The organism is Streptomyces sp. NBC_00038 (assembly GCF_026343635.1).
Lineage (GTDB): Bacteria > Actinomycetota > Actinomycetes > Streptomycetales > Streptomycetaceae > Streptomyces.
Genome location: NZ_JAPELQ010000001.1, coordinates 6,423,233 through 6,440,523 on the forward strand (window position 1 = coordinate 6,423,233; position 17,291 = coordinate 6,440,523).

Consider the following 17,291-nt stretch of genomic DNA (forward strand, 5'->3'; position numbering starts at 1 on the left):
ATGGCTGACGAACCGCTCGTCCTCGGCATCGAGACCTCCTGCGACGAGACCGGCGTCGGCATCGTCCGCGGCACCACGCTGCTCGCCGACGCCATCGCGTCGAGCGTCGACGAGCACGCGCGTTTCGGCGGGGTCGTGCCGGAGGTCGCCTCGCGGGCGCACCTTGAAGCGATGGTGCCGACCATCCAGCGCGCGCTGAAGGAGGCGGGGGTCGCCGCCTCGGACCTGGACGGGATCGCCGTGACCGCCGGGCCCGGCCTTGCCGGCGCGCTGCTCGTCGGGGTCTCGGCGGCGAAGGCGTACGCGTACGCGCTCGGCAAGCCGCTGTACGGCGTCAACCATCTCGCCTCGCACATCTGCGTGGACCAGCTGGAGCACGGCGCGCTGCCCGAGCCGACGATGGCGCTGCTCGTCTCCGGCGGTCACTCCTCGCTGCTGCTCTCGACCGACATCACCTCCGACGTACGTCCCATGGGCGCGACCATCGACGACGCAGCGGGCGAGGCCTTCGACAAGATCGCGCGGGTGCTCAACCTCGGCTTCCCCGGCGGCCCTGTCATCGACCGGTACGCGAAGGAGGGCGACCCGAAGGCGATCGCGTTCCCGCGCGGCCTCACCGGGCCGCGCGACGCGGCGTACGACTTCTCCTTCTCCGGTCTGAAGACCTCCGTGGCCCGCTGGATCGAGGCCAAGCGGGCGGCGGGGGAGGAGGTGCCGGTGCGCGATGTGGCCGCGTCCTTCCAGGAGGCGGTCGTCGACGTGCTGACGCGCAAGGCCGTACGGGCCTGCAAGGACCAGGGCGTCGACCACCTCATGATCGGCGGCGGGGTGGCCGCCAACTCCCGGCTGCGGGTGCTCGCCCAGGAGCGCTGCGAGGCCGCCGGGATCCGGCTGCGGGTGCCGCGGCCGAAGCTGTGCACGGACAACGGGGCGATGGTGGCCGCGCTGGGTGCCGAGATGGTGGCGCGGAACCGGGCCGCCTCCGACTGGGACCTGTCGGCGGATTCGTCGTTGCCGGTGACGGACCCGCATGTGCCCGGCCGTGGTCACTCTCATGACCATGTGCACGAGGTCAGCAAGGAGAACCTGTACTCGTGAGCGTCGCGCTGATGTGGGAGGCGCGGGCTGTCTCCGGGAAGGGTGAGGAGCTGCTCGACTGGGTGCGGGCGCAGGAACTGGCGGCCCAGCCGTTGCGCCAGGAGATCTTCCGGGCGCCCCAGGACCGGGTGCTCGTCATCACCTGGTGGGATGCGCCGTACGACGCCGAATTGCCCGAACTCCCGGAGCCGGGCGGGGAGTTGGTGACCCGGGCTGTGCATCGATGGCGGTTCGAGTCGGTGTCCTGACGGCTGTCGTGATGACCTTCCTGACGTCCGTCCGGACACCTCCGTTTCCGGCTGGGCTTCACGGCGGCCTCAGTTTTCCGGAAGACTCCTGCAAAGTTTCGTAAGTGTCGACGGAGGTGGGCGCAGTGGCCCGGGAGAGCATCAAGAAGGCCGCGATCGAGAAGAACAAGGTGACGATCACCGAGATCGCCCGCCAGGCCGGGGTCTCGGTGCCCACCGTGTCGCGTGTCGTCAACGGGCGTTCCGACGTGTCGCCGGAGACCCGGGCCCGGGTCGAGGATCTGCTGCGCCACCATGGCTACCGGCGCAGGCCGTCCGCGCCGGGCGACCGGGCGGCCCTCGTCGACCTGGTCTTCAACGACCTCGACAGCCCCTGGGCCGTGGAGATCATCCGGGGGGTCGAGGAGGTCGCGCACGCGGCCGGTGTGGGGACGGTGGTGTCGGCCATCCATGGCGCGTCGGGCTCGGCCCGGCAGTGGATGACCAACTTGCGGGCCCGCGCCTCCGACGGGGTGATCCTCGTGACCTCCGTCCTCGAACCCGGGCTGCACGAGGAGTTGCGGCGCCTCGGGGTGCCGCTCGTCGTCGTCGATCCGGCGGGGTCGCCGTCCCTCGACATGCCGACCGTCGGTGCCACCAACTGGGCGGGCGGGATGGCGGCGACGGAGCATCTGCTCGGGCTCGGGCACCGCAGGATCGGGTTCGTCGCGGGGCCGGTGCGGTTGCTGTGCTCGCGGGCCAGGCTGGACGGGTATCGGGCGGCGCTGGAGGGGGCGGGGGTCGCGGTCGACGACGCGCTGATCCAGCAGGGGGACTTCTATCACCAGTCCGGGTTCGACGGGTGCAATCGGCTGCTTGATCTGGCGGAGGCGCCGACCGCGTTGTTCGCCGCGAGTGATCAGATGGCGCTCGGGGCGATCGAGGCTTTGCGGCGGCGGGGGCTTCGGGTTCCCGAGGACATGAGTGTGGTCGGGTTCGATGACCTGCCGGAGGTGCGGTGGTCGGCGCCGCCGTTGACCACCGTGCGGCAGCCGCTTGCCGACATGGGCAAGCTGGCCACCCGTACGGTGCTGCGGCTGGCGCTGGGTGAGGAGCCCGCGTCGCCGCGGGTGGAGTTGGCCACCGAGCTGGTGGTGCGGGCGAGTACCGCGCCCCTGGGCGTTTGAGGCGGTTCACCGGCTGGCCGCCGGTGGGGGCTGATCGCGCAGTTCCCCGCGCCCCTGAAGGGGCGCTCCTGTCGGCGCCGGACTGAGCAGCGCCCCGCAGGGGCGCGGCCGGCCACGAACCACCTGTAGCTCAAGAACTCCCGATATTTGTCAGGGGCGTTGACATACCTGTCGTACGCCCGTAATTTCCCGCGCACCTCACCGATAATTATCGGCTCTCTTCCGGAAGGTGTGCGATGCGAGCGTTGGGCAACACCTCTCTTTCCCGCCGTGGGATCCTGGCGGCCTCCGCGGCTACCGGATTGGCCCTGAGCGGGTGCGGTTCCTCCGACGGCGGGAGCGGCTCGGGCAAGACCACCGTCGAGTGGTGGAACATCACCACCACCGAGCCCGCGAAGAAGCTGTGGGCCGAGCGGGCCAGGGAGTTCGAGGCCGCGCATCCGGACGTGAAGATCAAGATCGTCACTCTGGAGAACGAGGCGTACAAGTCGAAGATGACCGCGCTGACCACCTCGGGGAAGCTGCCGGACATCTACCACACCTGGGGCGGCGGGGTCCTGAAGCAGCAGGTCGACGCCGGCCTGGTCGAGGATCTGACGGACAAGGTGTCCTCCTGGACGAAGGACTTCGTGCCCGCCGCGCTGGCGGCCTACGAGTTCGAGGACAGGTCGTACGCCGTCCCCTTTGACATCGGCATGGTCGGCTTCTGGTACAACAAGGCGCTCTTCAAGAAGGCGAAGATCGACTCGCCGCCCACCACCTGGTCCGGCTATCTCGACGCCGTCCAGGCACTCAAGGACGCCGGAATCACGCCGATCGCCCTCGCGGGCAAGGAGAAGTGGCCCGGCATGTACTACTGGGCGTACCTCTCGATGCGGGTCGCCGGGCTCGAAGCGATGCAGAAGGCCGCCACCGAGGCCGACTTCACCGGCGAGGGGTTCGTCACGGCGGGGCAGCACCTCAAGGACCTCGTCGCTCTTGAGCCCTTCCAGAAGGGGTTCCTCGGCGCGGCCTACTCCACGCCCAGCGGCGAGGCGGCCCTGATGGGCAACGGCAAGGCGGCCATGGAGCTGATGGGCCAGTGGGCGCCGGTCGTCCAGGGTGACGCGGGCAAGGGCATCGGCGAGGACCTCGGCTTCTTCTCCTTCCCCGCCGTGGAGGGCGGAAAGGGCGCGCTCACCGAGGTGTTCGGCGGAGGCGGCGGTCACGCGGTGCGCAAGGGCGCTCCCGACGCGGCGGTGGAGTTCCTGAAGTTCTTCGCCGAGAAGGAGTTCGCCGAGAAGCTCGTCAAGGACACCGGCCTGATACCGGTGTCCAAGGACGCGCGCGCCGCACTGACCGACCCCAACCTCACCGCCGTATCGGACGCGCTGAACACGGCCACCGGCTTCCAGCTCTACCTCGACCAGGCGTACGCCCCCGCCGTCGGCCAGGAGATCAACGACAGCGTCGCCGCGCTCATCGCCGGCTCCAAGTCCCCTGAGCAGGTCACCCGTTCGGTCACCCAGGTCGCCAAGAGCGAGAGCTAGCGGCCGCCGATGACCCACTCGACGACACCGACCTACGTGCCCGACCTCGGCAAGTCCCCCGACCTGGTGGAGCCGTCACCACCCGGCACGCACACCCGCAAGCCCGCCGCACGCCGACTGCGCGACTGGCTGGGGGCCTTCGTTTTCACGGTCCCGGCGCTCGTGCTGTTCGGACTGCTCGTGCTGGTGCCGATGGGCTACGCCTTCTACATCAGCTTCTTCAACTGGGGCGGTTTCGGGCCGGTTTCGGATTTCCGGGGGTTCGGCAACTACACGCGGCTCCTCAAGGACCCGGTCTTTCTCGGGGACTTGTCGCGCGGCGCGCTTCTCATCGGGCTCTCCGTCCTCCTCCAGCTGCCGTTCGCGCTGGCCATGGCCGTGCTGCTCAACCAGAAGCTGCGCGGCCGGGCGGTGTACCGGATGCTGTTCTTCGCGCCGTACATCCTGTCCGAGGTCATCACCGGCGTGCTGTTCGGCATGATCTTCGCGCCGGGGGACGGGCTCGCCGACCGGGTCCTGGACGAGGTGGGGCTGAGCGGTCTTGGCGGGGACTGGTTCGCGGGTCAGAGCACCGTCCTGCCCACGCTCTTCCTCGTCATGACGTGGAAGTACTTCGGCTTCCACATGATGCTGTACCTGGCCGGACTGCAGGGCATCCCGGCCGAACTGCACGAGGCGGCGCGCATCGACGGCGCCGGCACCTGGCAGCGGTTCCGTCACATCACGCTGCCGCTGCTCGCGCCGACCATCCGGATCAGCGCCTTCCTGTCCGTCATCTTCTCCGTCCAGCTCTTCGACCTGGTCTGGGTGATCACCACCGGCGGTCCCGACCACGCCTCGGAGACGCTGGCGATCTCCATGGTCCAGTACGGCTTCAAGCGCTACCAGATGGGCTACGCGAGCGCGATCAGCGTCGCGATGTTCCTGATCAGCCTCGTCTTCGCCCTCGCCTACCAGCGTTTCGTGCTGCGCCGTGACACCGAAGGAGCGATCACCACCATGCGAGGGAACCGATGAGCGGGGCGACGGGCGTACCGAAGCGAGTGCGGCGGCGCCGGGTGCTGCGCAAGGTGCCCGTGTACGTGATCCTCTGGCTGGTCGGGGTGTTCATGGTCACCCCGCTCCTGTACGCCCTCATCTCCGGCTTCAAGTCCACCGACCAGCTCTCCAACAACCCCTTCGGGCTGCCCGATCCCTGGGTGACCTCGAACTACACGTCCCTGCTCGGCTCGGGCGCGTTCTGGCGGTCCATCGGCAGCAGCACGCTGATAGCGGTCGGCGCCACCGTGCTCACGGTCGCGACCGCGGCCCTCGCCGCGTTCGCACTCGCCCGATTCGCCTTCCGTGGGCGGGAGTTCATGTTCACCCTCTTCACGATGGGGCTGATGTTCCCGTTCGCGGTGGCGATCCTGCCGCTGTTCATCCTGCTGCGCACGTTCGACCTGCTCGACAACCCGTGGGGCGTGATCCTTCCCGAGGCGGCCTTCGGCCTGCCGCTGACGATCGTCATCCTTCGCGGTTTCTTCCGGGAGATCCCCGGCGAACTGGAGGAGGCCGCGACCATCGACGGCTGCTCCCGCTTCGGCTTCTTCTGGCGCATCCTGCTGCCGCTGGCGCGGCCCGCCCTCGGCACGGTCTCCGTCCTCGCCATCGTGGGCAGCTGGAACCAGTTCCTGCTGCCGCTGCTGGTCTTCAGCGAGCCCACCTGGTGGACGGTCCCGGTCGGTATCCAGCAGTTCCAGGGCCAGTACGCCTCCGACGTGGCCCGCATCTTCGCGTACCTGGTGCTCGCCATGGCACCCGCCCTGGCCTTCTACGCGGTCGCCGAACGCCAGTTGATCGGCGGCATCACGCTCGGCGCGACCAAGGGCTGAAGCGCGACCAAGGGCTGACGACCGTACGGACCTATCCACGTGAGGAGTTACATGACCGACCCCTGGCAGGACCCCGCTCTCCCCGCAGGCGTCCGCGCCGCCGACCTGCTCTCCCGTATGACCCTCCAGGAGAAGACCGCCCAGCTCTACAGCGTCTGGCCCGGCTCGGCCGAGACACCGGGCGGCGACATGGCACCGCTGCAGCACGCGCTGTCGGGTGACGTCGACCTGACGGAGCTGCTCCCGTACGGGCTCGGCCAGTTGACCCGCCCGTTCGGCACCGCGCCGGTCGAGCCGGCCGAGGGCGCCGCCCGCCTCGGGGCCCTCCAGGAACGCATCCGCTCGGCGAACCGCTTCCGGCTGCCCGCGCTCGCCCACGAGGAGTGCCTCACCGGCTTCACCGCCTGGCGGGCGACGATCTTCCCGACGCCGCTCGCCTGGGGCGCCAGTTTCGACCCGGCGCTGGTGAAGGAGATGGCGGCGGCGATCGGCGCCTCGATGCGGTCGGTGGGCGTGCACCAAGGGCTCGCGCCCGTCCTCGATGTCGTACGGGATCCCCGCTGGGGCCGCACGGAGGAGTCGATCGGCGAGGACCCCTACCTCGTGGCGACGGTCGGCACCGCCTATGTCCAGGGCCTGGAAGAGGCGGGCATCGTCGCCACGCTCAAGCACTTCGCGGGCTACTCGGCCTCACGCGGCGCCCGCAACCACGCGCCCGTGTCGATCGGCCCGCGCGAACTCGCGGACGTCGTCCTTCCGCCGTTCGAGATGGCCGTACGGGAGGGCGGCGCGCGGTCGGTGATGGCGGCGTACAACGATGTCGACGGGCTGCCCGCCCACGCGCACGGCGCACTTCTCACCCAACTCCTGCGGGAGGAGTGGGAGTTCGGGGGGACTGTCGTCTCCGACTACTTCGGCGTCTCCTTCCTGGAGTCGGCGCACGGGCTCACCGACTCCCCGGGCGGGGCGGCGGCGCTCGCGCTAGCGGCGGGCGTCGATGTGGAGCTGCCCGCGGTGCGGTGCTTCGGGGCAGGGGCGCTGGACGAGGGGCTGGTGGACCGGGCGGCGCTGCGGGTTCTTACGCAGAAGTGCGAGTTGGGGTTGCTGGATCCGGGCTGGGCTCCGTCGCCTGTCGCCGAGGGTCCGGCTGATCTCGATCCGCCTCATATGCGGGCGCTGGCACGCCGGTTGGCGGAGGAGTCGGTTGTGCTGCTGTCCAACAGTGGGGTGTTGCCGCTGGGGGGCGGGGGTGGGGGTGGGACCGGTGCTGGGAGCGTGACCGGGACCGGGGCTGGGAGCGGGACCGGCGTCCGGACCGGGGCTGGGAGCGGGACCGGGGCCGGGGCCGGGTCCGGGGCTGGGAGTGTGGCCGGGGCAGTGGCCAGGGGCGGGGGCGAAGGCGGGATCCGTGTCGGGACCGGGGGTGGAGACGGGACCGGGAGTGAAGGCGGGATCGGGGCCGAGGCCGCGGTCGGGGCTGGGAGCGTGGCCGGTGCCGGTGCCGGTGCCGGTGCCGGTGCCGGTGCCGGTACTGGGACCGGCGCCGGAGGCGAAGGCGGGGCTGGGACTGGGGCCGGGGCGCGGCGGATCGCTGTCCTAGGCCCGCTCGCCGACGACCCCGCGGCGATGCTCGGCTGCTACACCTTCCCCCGCCATGTCCTCCTGGACCACCCCGGACTCCCGATGGGCGTCGCCGTGCCCACGCTGCTCGAAGCGTTGCGTGCCGAGCTGCCGGACGCGGAGTTCACGGACGATCCGGTGGCGGCCGATGTGTGTGTGGTCGCGGTCGGGGACCGCTCGGGGCTGTTCGGGCGGGGTACCTCGGGGGAGGGGTGCGATGTGGCGGACCTCGAACTTCCCGACGGGCAGGGCGAGTTGGTGGAGAAGGCGCTCGCGTCCGGGACGCCGGTCGTGCTCGTGGTGCTCTCCGGACGCCCCTACGCGCTCGGCCGGTGGGCGGACCGGTGCGCGGCGGTGGTGCAGGCGTTCTTCGCGGGCCAGGAAGGTGGCCCCGCGGTGGCCGGGGTCCTGTCGGGCCGGGTGAACCCGTCCGGGCGGCTGCCGGTGAGCGTGCCGCGCGACCCGGGCGGGCAGCCGTGGACGTACCTCGCCCCACCGCTCGGCCTGCGCGGCGAGGCGAGCAGCCTCGACCCGACGCCGCTGTTCCCGTTCGGGCACGGGCTGTCCTACACGACGTACGACTGGCAGGTCCCGTCGGCCGACACCGACACCCTCCCCACGGACGGCGAGACGACGCTGCGCCTGACGGTCCGCAACACGGGCGAGCGGGCCGGCACGGAGGTCGTGCAGCTCTATCTCCACGACCCCGTCGGCAAGGTGGCGCGACCGGTGGCCCGCCTGGTGGGCTACGCGCGGGTACCGCTGGAGGCGGGCGCGTCCGCGGAGGTCCACTTCACGGTCCCCGCGGACCTGGCCGCGTACACCGGACCCGACGGCGACCGGATCGTCGAACCCGGGGAGCTGGAACTGCGGTTGGGGGCGTCCAGCGGGGGAGGGGACGTACGGCAGGCGGTGCGGGTGACGTTGACCGGGGCGGAGCGGGTGGTGGGGCCGGGGAGGCGGATGCGGTGTGAGGCGCGGGTGAAGTGAGCTGTTGAACCAGCGGGTTCGAATGTTTCGCGCCAGATGTCGAATGTTCTGGGGGAGGTATGGCCTCAAAGGGGGTTCGGGCCGCCGGACGCCGGGGCTACGATCGCCGCCATGACTCCCGCCAGACCGGCGCGGCCCCGGGGAACGCGGACGGCACGGCGGTCGACACAGACCGCCACGCTCGCCGAGATCGCCCGCGAGGCCGGCGTATCGGCTCCGACCGTTTCGAAGGTGCTCAACGGGCGGGCCGACGTGGCTCCGGCGACCCGTACCCGCGTCGAGGGACTGCTGCGCGAGTACGGCTACCGGCGCCGCCGTGCCGAGGCCACTCGCTCCCCCCTCATCGACCTGGTCTTCCACGAGCTGGAGAGCGCCTGGGCGATGGAGGTCATCCGGGGTGTCGAGAACGTCGCGCGGGACGAGGGGCTGAGCGTCGTGCTCTCCGAGAGCGCGGGCCGGCTGACCCCGGGCCGCACCTGGGCCGACCAGGTCGCCGCCCGCCGCCCGCACGGCGTGATCCTCGTCCTGTCCGGGCTCGACGCGTCCGGGCAGGCCCTGCTGACCAGCCGGTCCATCCCGTTCGTGGTCCTCGACCCGGCCGGTGACCCCGGCGACGACGTCCCGTCCATCGGCGCCACCAACTGGCACGGCGGGCTGGCCGCGACCCGCCACCTCGTCGAGCTCGGCCACACCAGGATCGGCGCGATCAGCGGCCCCTCCCGGATGATGTGCAGCCGCGCCCGCGTCGACGGCTACCGAGCCGCCCTGGAGACGGCCGGGCTGCCGGTCGACCCGGCGCTGATCCGGCCGGGGAACTTCCACCACGAGTCCGGGTACCGGGCGGGACTCGAGCTGCTCCGGTCGCCGGACCGGCCCACCGCCGTCTTCGCGGGCAACGACCTGCAGGCCCTCGGCCTGTACGAGGCCGCCCGCGAGCTGGGGCTGCGCGTTCCGGAGGACCTCAGCGTCGTCGGGTTCGACGATCTGCCGGTGGCGCGCTGGGTCGGGCCGCCGCTGACGACCGTACGACAGCCCCTCACCGAGATGGCGGAGGCGGCGGCGCGGCTGGTCCTTGAGCTGGGGAGGCGGGAACAGCCCGCCGCGGGAACGCGGATGGAGCTGGCCACGAGGCTGGTGGTGCGGAGCAGTACGGGGGCGCCGCCGGCGTAGTCGCGTTTCAGCCTTGGCGGGACGGGGTGCTGTTCCCGTATCGGCGGCATGGGGTCGGTGCTCCTGTTCTGGCGGTACGGGCTGGTGATTCTGCACTGACGGAACGGGTCGGTGCTTCCGTATTGACGTGTGGTGCGGGCAGCTCCACACTCTCCGAAGCCAATCGGTTGCACCACCGAAACTTTCGGAGGCACCCGCAATGAGATCTCGGAGATCAGGCTTATCCCTGGCGTCGCTGCTGACCGGCATCGCCACCCTCGGCGCCCTGCTGGTGGCGGCGCCCGCCGCTCAGGCGGCCGACACCCCGCTGCGCGACCTCGCCGCCGCCAAGGGCAAGGTCATCGGCACCGCCGTCACCGGCTCCAAACTCACCGGCACCTACGGCGACATATCCGGCGCCCAGTTCAATTCGCTGACCCCCGGCAACGCCATGAAGTGGGAGTCGGTCGAGCCCAGCCGCGGAGCCTACAACTGGGCCGAGGCCGACCAGATCGTCGCCTTCGCGCAGGCCCACAACCAGCAGGTACGCGGTCACACCCTCGTCTGGCACAGCCAGAACCCGGGCTGGCTGGCCAACGGCAGCTGGACGTCCGCCGAGCTGAGCACCCTGCTCCAGGACCACATCAGCACCGAAGTCACGCGCTACAAGGGCAAGTTGGCCGCCTGGGACGTGGTGAACGAGCCCTTCAACGAGGACGGCACCTACCGCTCGACCCTCTGGTACAACGGCCTCGGTGCCGACTACATCGCCCAGGCCCTCACCTGGGCGCGCGCCGCCGACCCGAGCGCCAAGCTCTACATCAACGACTACAACGTCGAGGGCGTCAACGCGAAGAGCACCGCCCTCTACAACCTGGTCAAGTCGCTCAAGGAGCGCGGCGTCCCGATCGACGGCGTCGGCCTCCAGGCCCACCTCATCCTCGGCCAGGTCCCGGCCACGTTCCAGCAGAACATCCAGCGCTTCGCCGACCTCGGGGTGGACGTCGCGATCACGGAGCTGGACATCCGGATGCAACTCCCCGCCACCGACGCGAAGTTGACGCAGCAGGCCGCCGACTACAAGGCCGTGCTCGACGCATGCGTGGCGGTCACCCGGTGCACCGGCGTCACCGTCTGGGGCTTCACGGACTCCGACTCCTGGATCCCGGACGTCTTCACCGGCTACGGGGCCGCGACCCCGTACGACGAGAACTACGTGCCGAAACCGGCGTACTACGCGATCGCGACGGCGCTCGGCGGCACGTCCACCCCGCCGACGGGCGCGTGCTCGGCGACGTACAGCGTGACGAACCAGTGGAACACCGGCTTCACGGGCCAGGTGCGGATCGCCTGCTCGGGGGCTGCCCTGTCCTCGTGGAGGGTGAGCTGGACGTACGGCGCGGGCCAGCAGATCACGCAGGCCTGGAACGCGAGCTGCACCCAGACGGGCGCGGCGGTGAGCTGCCTCAACGCCTCCTACAACGGAACGGTCGCGAACGGTGGTTCGGTGACGTTCGGGTTCAACGCGGCATGGAGCGGGAGCAATCCGGTGCCGACCGTGACACTCGGCTGAGCTTTTCCCGTTCAAGCCTTAGCCACGGCTGAGAAGTCTGAGATTTTCCGAAGGAAACCCCAGAAGGTGTTCCTGCTCGTAATAATTCGGACTTATGTTCCTCCGCGTGACTTCTGAAGACGAGCGCGGGGACGAGAACGAGGGCGTCGAAAGACGCGGGGGCCGACGGCGGGGCCTGCTGAAAGCCGCCGGCATCGTGTTCGCCGGCGCCCTCGTACTCTCCGTCGCCGGGGCGGGCTGGGCCTACTGGCACCTGAACCAGAACATCCGGAGCGTCGACATCAACAGCGCGCTCGGCGACGACCGCCCGCCGAAGATCGTCTCGACCCCGTCGGCCTCCTCCTCCGCCTCCGCGACCCCGCTCCCCAGCGGGGCGCTCAACATCCTGGTCCTCGGCTCCGACTCCCGCAGCGGTGAGGAGAACGCGGCGCTGGGCGGCGGCAGCAGCTCGGGAGCACGCTCGGACACGGCGATGGTCGTGCACATAGACGAGGGCCGTACGGCGGCGACGGTGGTCAGCATCCCGCGCGACACCCTGGTCACCCGTCCGTCGTGCCCCACCTCCTCCGGCGGGGCGACCTCGGTGGCGTACAGCTCGATGTTCAACAGCGCGTACTCGGTGGGCGGTCCGGTCTGCGCCGTGAAGACGGTCGAGTCCATCACGAACGTCCGCATGGACCACTTCATCGAGATCGACTTCGCCGGCTTCGCTGACCTCGTGGACGCGCTCGGCGGCGTCACCGTCACGACGGAGGAGGACATCGACGACGACGACAGCCACCTGCACCTGAAGGCCGGCGAACACCACCTCGACGGCACCCAGGCCCTCGCCCTCGCCCGCACCCGGCACGGCATAGGCGACGGCAGCGACCTGGGCCGCATAGGCCTCCAACAGACTTTGGTGAAGGCCCTGTTGGAGCAGATCTCCTCGACCAACCTGCTCACCGACCCCGCCAAGCTCTACAAGGTCGCCGACGCCGTCACCGGCAGCCTCACCACCGACACCGGCCTCGACTCCCTGACCGAACTGATGAGCCTCGGCCAGAGCCTGAAGTCCCTGCCCTCGGACGCGCTCAAGACGGTCACGATGCCGGTGGTGACGGCTGCGTCGGACGCCAACCGGGTGGTGGCTGAGGAGCCGGAGGCGAGCGAGCTGTGGGCGTCGCTGCGGTGACTCGCCTTCGGCGTCCGAGCAGCCGGTGAAGCTCCCCGGCCGGAGGCGCTGAGGAAGAAACTTCGGGGAATTCCGGAGACAGTGTCGAAAGAGGCGTCTCCCGCTCGACGCATGGGTGAGAGGCAGGGACGAGCCCCGTCTCCGTACCGAAGGAGCCACCATGCCGCGCTACCTGTCGATGGTCCAGATCGACGAGGCCAACGCCCCCGCCGAGGGCCCGAGCCCCGAGCTGATGCAGCGGATGGGTGAGCTGATCGAGGAGATGACCAAGGCGGGCGTGCTGTTGGACACCGCCGGGCTCACCCCCACCGCGCAGGGCACCCGGGTCCGCTGGGAGAAGGGTGAACTGTCCGTCACCGACGGCCCGTTCACCGAGTCCAAGGAGGTCGTCGGCGGCTACGCGATCATCCAGGCCAAGGACATGACCGAGGCCATCGAGTGGACCAAGCGGTTCCTGAAGGTGCACGAGGAGCACTGGACGGTGACCTGCGAGGTGCGGGAGATCGCCGAGGGCTGAGCGGCTCCTTGGCCTGAGGCCGCCGTGGGTGTCTGATGGTGGGCTGTGGAACAGCAGCCCACCGCGGACCCGCGCGGAGCCATCGAAACCGTCTTCCGGATCGAGTCCCCCCGCGTCATCGCCGGCGTCACCCGCATCGTCCGCGACATCGGCATCGCCGAGGAACTGGCGCAGGACGCCCTGGTCGCGGCGCTGGAGCAGTGGCCGCGTGACGGCGTCCCGGACAACCCGGGAGCCTGGCTCATGGCCACCGCCAAGCATCGCGCGATCGACCTCGTGCGCCGCCGGGAACGCTACGCGCGCAAGCTGGCGGAGATCGGGCGCGACCTGGACACGACCACCCCCTTCGAGGAACCTGCCGACCCGGACGACATCGACGACGACCTGCTGCGGCTGGTGTTCACCACCTGCCACCCCGTCCTCTCCGCCGAGGCCCGCATTGCGCTCACGCTGCGGCTGCTCGGCGGCCTGACCACCCCCGAGATCGCCCGCGCCTACCTCGCCCCGGAGGCGACGGTCGCCCAGCGCATCGTGCGGGCCAAGCGGAAACTGGCGACGAAGGGGGTCGCCTTCGAGGTGCCGTACGGCCCGGAGCGGGACGCCCGTCTCGGGTCCGTGCTGGAGGTCATCTACTTGATCTTCAACGAGGGGTACGCGGCCACCGAGGGCGAGGACTGGCTGCGCCCCGCGCTGTGCGAGGACGCCCTCCGACTGGCCCGGGTCCTCGCTGAGTTGATGCCCAAGGAGCCCGAAGTGCACGGGCTGGCCGCCCTGTTGGAACTCCAGACGTCACGCGCGGCCGCCCGCACCGGCCCCTCCGGCGAGCCGGTCCTCCTCAAGGACCAGAACCGCCACCGCTGGAACCGCATGCTGATCCGCCGGGGCTTCGCCGCCCTGGGCCGCGCGAACGCCGTCGCCACGGGCGGCCCCGGCCCGTACGCCCTCCAGGCAGCCATCGCCGCGTGCCACGCGCAGGCGTACGCGTACGAGGACACGGACTGGGGTCAGATCGCCACTCTCTACGGCCTGCTCGCGGCCCGTTCCCCGTCGCCCGTCGTCGAGTTGAACCGTGCCGTCGCCATCTCCATGGCGGAGGGCCCGGAGCCCGCCCTCGCCCTGATCGACACCCTCACCGCCGAACCCGCCCTCCGCGACTACCACTTGCTGCCCAGCGTCCGCGGTGATCTGCTCGCCCGGCTCGGGCGTACGGCTCAGGCGCGGGCGGAGTTCGAGCGGGCGATCACGCTGACGCGCAACGAGCAGGAGAGGGAACTGCTGCGGGCGCGGGTGAGTGAGCTGGACGACCTTGGCGGCATCAGCCCGTCAGCGGATGCCCCACCAGCATCGTCGGCGCCCCCGCGACCCGAGTCATGAACACCGTCGCCGAATTCGGACCCTGCGACTTCGGCAGCACCTTCCGACGCAACTCCTCCGGCTCGACCGCCGACCCCCGCTTCTTCACCGTCAGCACCCCAACCCCCCGTTCCCGCAGCAGCGCCTTCAACTTCTTCACGCTGAAGGGGAGTTGGTCGGTGATTTCGTAGCCGGAGGCGTACGGCGTCGGATGTGACTCGTCCGCCGTGATGTACGCGATCGTCTCGTCGATCAGTCCGCCGTCGAGTTCCTCGGCCACCTCCGCGACGAGGTGGGCGCGGATCACGGCCCCGTCGGGCTCGTACAGATACCGCCCGACGGGCCGCACCGCCGGATCCGGCAGCCCGCGCCCCCGTACCTCCCGCGGCCCCGGCAGCAGCGTGGCCCGCACAAGACCCGGCTCGGTGCCGAACCACAGCACGGCCTCCTTCACGTCGCCGCCGTCCGAGATCCACTCGGCCTCGGCCTCGGCGGGGATCGCCTCGTGCGGGATGCCGGGAGCGATCTTCAGTGCGGCGAGCGGAGCCTTCGAAGCCGTGCCGATCGCCCAGGACAGGGGCGGTGAGTAGGCCTCCGGGTCGAAGATCCGGCCGCGGCCGCCCCGGCGCGCGGGGTCCACGAAGACCGCCTCGTACGCGGACACGTCCACCTCGGTGACATCCGCTTCGCGCACCTCGATCAGGCCGTCGAGGCCGAGCGCGTCGGCGTTCGCGCGTGCCACCGCGACCGTCAGCGGGTCCCGGTCGACGGCGAGGACCCGGATCTCGGCGCGGGCGAGTGCGATCGCGTCGCCGCCGATGCCGGAGCAGAGGTCGGCGACCGAGCGGACGCCGAGGGCGCGCAGCCGCTCCGCGCGGTGCGCCGCGACCGTCGTACGGGTCGACTGCTCGACCCCGTTCGGGGTGAAGAACATCCGCTCCGCGTCCTTCGCCCCGAACTTCGCCGCAGCCCGCTGCCGCAGCCGCGCCTGCCCGAGGGCTGCCGAGACCAGCCCGGCCGGGTGCTCGCGGCGCAGCCGGGTGGCGACCGCCAGTTCCCGCGCCGGGTCGGTGCCGCGCACCTCGTCGAGCAGGGCGCGGCCCTCGGGGGTGAGCAGGGAGGCGAAGGAGGCGAGGGGGGACGGCGGATCGAGGTCGTTCACCGGGCCATTGTGGGCCAGTCGGTGGACGGCGCGCGTCCGGCCGCGGTGTCGTGGCCCCGTACGGGCCATGGCCTGGGAGGATCCGGCGCCATGCGATCAGTACGACAAAATTACAAAAATAGTGTGAAATTGACGGCTGCCCGGAGCGGGATCGCCGCGCTCGCCCTCGCCGCCCTCGTGTCCGGCTGCGCCGAGAGCGCCGGCTCAAAGCCCGTGAAACCGGCCCCCGGCCGCCAGGCGCCCCAGGCACCGCCCGCCCGCGCCCTCGACTCCTACGCCGCCAAACTCCGCCGCGCGCAGGCCGAACGAGCCGCCGCGGCCAAGCGCTGGGGTCTTGCCAAGACGCCGCTCGCCGCGCCCGCGCCCCCCGCCAAGAAGCCGGTCATCGAGTTCCGTGACGGCTTCGAGGTCGAGGATGGTGAGGATCTGCCGCCGGTCTTCACGACCATCCCCACCAAGGACAAGGTCGTCTTCCTCACCATCGACGACGGTGCCGAGAAGGACCCGGCCTTCCTGCGGATGATGAGCGACCTGAAGATCCCGTACACCGCCTTCCTCAGCGACTACCTGGTCAAGGAGGACTACGGGTACTTCCGCAAGATGCGCGACCGCGGAGTCGTACTCAACAACCACACGCTCCACCACCCCTACCTGCCCGGACTCTCCTACGAACGCCAGAAGCGCGAGATCTGCGGCATGCAGGACGTGATGAAGAAGCAGTTCGGCAAGCGCCCCACGCTCTTCCGGCCGCCGTTCGGCAACTACAACGAGGACACCCTGCGCGCAGCCAAGGCCTGCGGCATCAAGGCGGCCCCGCTGTGGAACGAGGAGATCTTCGTCGACCACTGGGAGTACCGCGAGTGGGACCGCGATCTGCACCCCGGCGACATCGTCCTCAGCCACTTCCGCGGCAAGGAGGACTGGAAGGGCACGATGCCCGACATGGTCCGCCGCTTCATGAAGATGGTGACCGACAAGGGGTACGCGGTCGCGCGGCTGGAGGACTACCTGTGAGGTCGCGGCCGTACGCGCTCCTTGCCGGGGTGCTCGCCGCCGTACTCCTCACGGGCTGCGCCCAGTCCGTCGACCCGATCGAACGGCTGGGCAAGAAGGCGGCGCACGAGGTGAGCAAGGCGCGCTCGCACGGGCCGACCCTGGCGACGTACCGCCGCTGGGGGCTGTCCGCGCCGCTCGTCCCCGCCCCGAAACCCTCCGCCCGGGTCACCGCGCGCACCGCGGGCCCGGGCCTCGCGCCGCTCGTGGACCGCGTGCCCACCCGCGACAAGGTGGTCTTCCTGACGTACGACGACGGTGCCGAGCGGGATCCGCGGTTCGTCGACATGGTCCGTGAACTGCGGCTGCCGGTCAGCATGTTCGTCACGGACAGTGTCGTCGGGCCGGGGTACGGACACTTCGCGCGGCTGCGGGCGGTCGGCGCGACCGTGCAGAACCACACCCTGGACCACCCCTCCCTGCGGGGCCTGCCGTACGTCGGCCAGCGCGCCGAGATCTGCGGCCAGCAGAACAAGCTCAAGGAGCGCTTCGGTATCCGCCCCCGCTTCCTGCGGCCCCCGTACGGCACGTACGACACCACCACGCTGCGGGCCGCCGCGGACTGCGGGATCGCCGCCGTCGTGCGGGGGCGGGACGCCGATGCGGGCCCCCTGCGGCCGGGCGACATCCTGTCCGGCTCCGAGGACCCGGACCTCACGGAGGCGACGCTCGAGCTGCTGCGCCGCGTCCAGGCGGAGGGGTTCACTCCGGCGCGGCTCGAGGACTACCTGTGACGTGTCCGGGGGCTGTGGTTCCGCTCGGGATCCGATGAGCTCGTGGGCGCC

15 protein-coding genes are annotated in these 17,291 nt (G+C 70.7%); 14 read left to right on the forward strand and 1 reads right to left on the reverse strand.

Annotation, left to right across the window (positions count from 1 at the left end; all coding sequences use genetic code 11):
- From tsaD to OG219_RS29330, 12 genes are all read left to right on the forward strand, one after another.
- Positions 1-1,098, forward strand: a complete 1,098-nt coding sequence (tsaD, locus tag OG219_RS29275) for a tRNA (adenosine(37)-N6)-threonylcarbamoyltransferase complex transferase subunit TsaD (RefSeq protein ID WP_266455893.1) — start codon at positions 1-3, stop codon at positions 1,096-1,098.
- The gene (locus OG219_RS29280) at positions 1,095-1,346 is read left to right on the forward strand and encodes a hypothetical protein (protein ID WP_266831407.1); all 252 of its coding nucleotides are present in this window, start codon (positions 1,095-1,097) and stop codon (positions 1,344-1,346) included. Before tsaD ends, OG219_RS29280 begins: the two co-directional genes overlap by 4 nt.
- A 125-nt stretch (positions 1,347-1,471) precedes the next feature.
- Entirely contained in the window at positions 1,472-2,512 is a 1,041-nt protein-coding gene (locus OG219_RS29285; RefSeq protein WP_266836268.1) for a LacI family DNA-binding transcriptional regulator, read from the forward strand.
- A gap of 245 nt (positions 2,513-2,757) precedes the next feature.
- Positions 2,758-4,041: an extracellular solute-binding protein gene (locus tag OG219_RS29290; protein ID WP_266836269.1), complete on the forward strand. Its 1,284-nt coding sequence runs from the start codon at positions 2,758-2,760 to the stop codon at positions 4,039-4,041.
- Between the two features lie 9 nt (positions 4,042-4,050).
- A complete protein-coding gene (locus OG219_RS29295; protein WP_266831409.1) occupies positions 4,051-5,058 on the forward strand; it encodes a carbohydrate ABC transporter permease in 1,008 nt (335 codons plus the stop codon).
- Positions 5,055-5,915, forward strand: coding sequence for a carbohydrate ABC transporter permease (locus OG219_RS29300; protein WP_266831411.1), 861 nt, complete (start codon positions 5,055-5,057; stop codon positions 5,913-5,915). The genes OG219_RS29295 and OG219_RS29300 overlap by 4 nt, the downstream gene beginning before the upstream one ends.
- Positions 5,916-5,966: 51 nt before the next feature.
- On the forward strand, positions 5,967-8,525 hold the full coding sequence (locus tag OG219_RS29305) for a glycoside hydrolase family 3 N-terminal domain-containing protein (protein WP_266831413.1): 2,559 nt from the start codon (positions 5,967-5,969) through the stop codon (positions 8,523-8,525).
- Between the two features lie 111 nt (positions 8,526-8,636).
- Complete coding sequence (locus tag OG219_RS29310) at positions 8,637-9,695, forward strand: LacI family DNA-binding transcriptional regulator (protein ID WP_266831415.1); 1,059 nt, start codon at positions 8,637-8,639, stop codon at positions 9,693-9,695.
- Positions 9,696-9,894: 199 nt separating this feature from the next.
- Positions 9,895-11,247 carry an endo-1,4-beta-xylanase gene (locus OG219_RS29315; RefSeq protein WP_266831417.1) on the forward strand — a complete coding sequence of 451 codons (1,353 nt, stop codon included), beginning with the start codon at positions 9,895-9,897 and terminating at the stop codon, positions 11,245-11,247.
- 94 nt (positions 11,248-11,341) lie between these two features.
- Positions 11,342-12,421 (forward strand): LCP family protein, encoded by a 1,080-nt coding sequence (locus OG219_RS29320; RefSeq protein WP_266831419.1) that lies wholly within the window; start codon positions 11,342-11,344, stop codon positions 12,419-12,421.
- 160 nt (positions 12,422-12,581) lie between these two features.
- Positions 12,582-12,938 (forward strand): YciI family protein, encoded by a 357-nt coding sequence (locus tag OG219_RS29325; RefSeq protein WP_266831421.1) that lies wholly within the window; start codon positions 12,582-12,584, stop codon positions 12,936-12,938.
- Between the two features lie 45 nt (positions 12,939-12,983).
- Complete coding sequence (locus OG219_RS29330; protein ID WP_266831423.1) at positions 12,984-14,312, forward strand: RNA polymerase sigma factor; 1,329 nt, start codon at positions 12,984-12,986, stop codon at positions 14,310-14,312.
- On the opposite strand, the gene OG219_RS29335 is transcribed toward OG219_RS29330, so the two are convergent.
- The gene (locus OG219_RS29335) at positions 14,254-15,522 is read right to left on the reverse strand and encodes an SAM-dependent methyltransferase (protein WP_323183307.1); all 1,269 of its coding nucleotides are present in this window, start codon (positions 15,520-15,522) and stop codon (positions 14,254-14,256) included. The two genes, OG219_RS29330 and OG219_RS29335, sit on opposite strands and share 59 nt — an antisense overlap.
- Before the next feature lie 21 nt (positions 15,523-15,543).
- On the opposite strand from OG219_RS29335, the gene OG219_RS29340 reads away from it, so the two are divergent.
- Positions 15,544-16,467 (forward strand): polysaccharide deacetylase family protein, encoded by a 924-nt coding sequence (locus OG219_RS29340; RefSeq protein ID WP_266831427.1) that lies wholly within the window; start codon positions 15,544-15,546, stop codon positions 16,465-16,467.
- Positions 16,464-17,240 (forward strand): polysaccharide deacetylase family protein, encoded by a 777-nt coding sequence (locus OG219_RS29345; RefSeq protein ID WP_266831428.1) that lies wholly within the window; start codon positions 16,464-16,466, stop codon positions 17,238-17,240. Before OG219_RS29340 ends, OG219_RS29345 begins: the two co-directional genes overlap by 4 nt.
- Positions 17,241-17,291 lie beyond the last annotated feature (51 nt).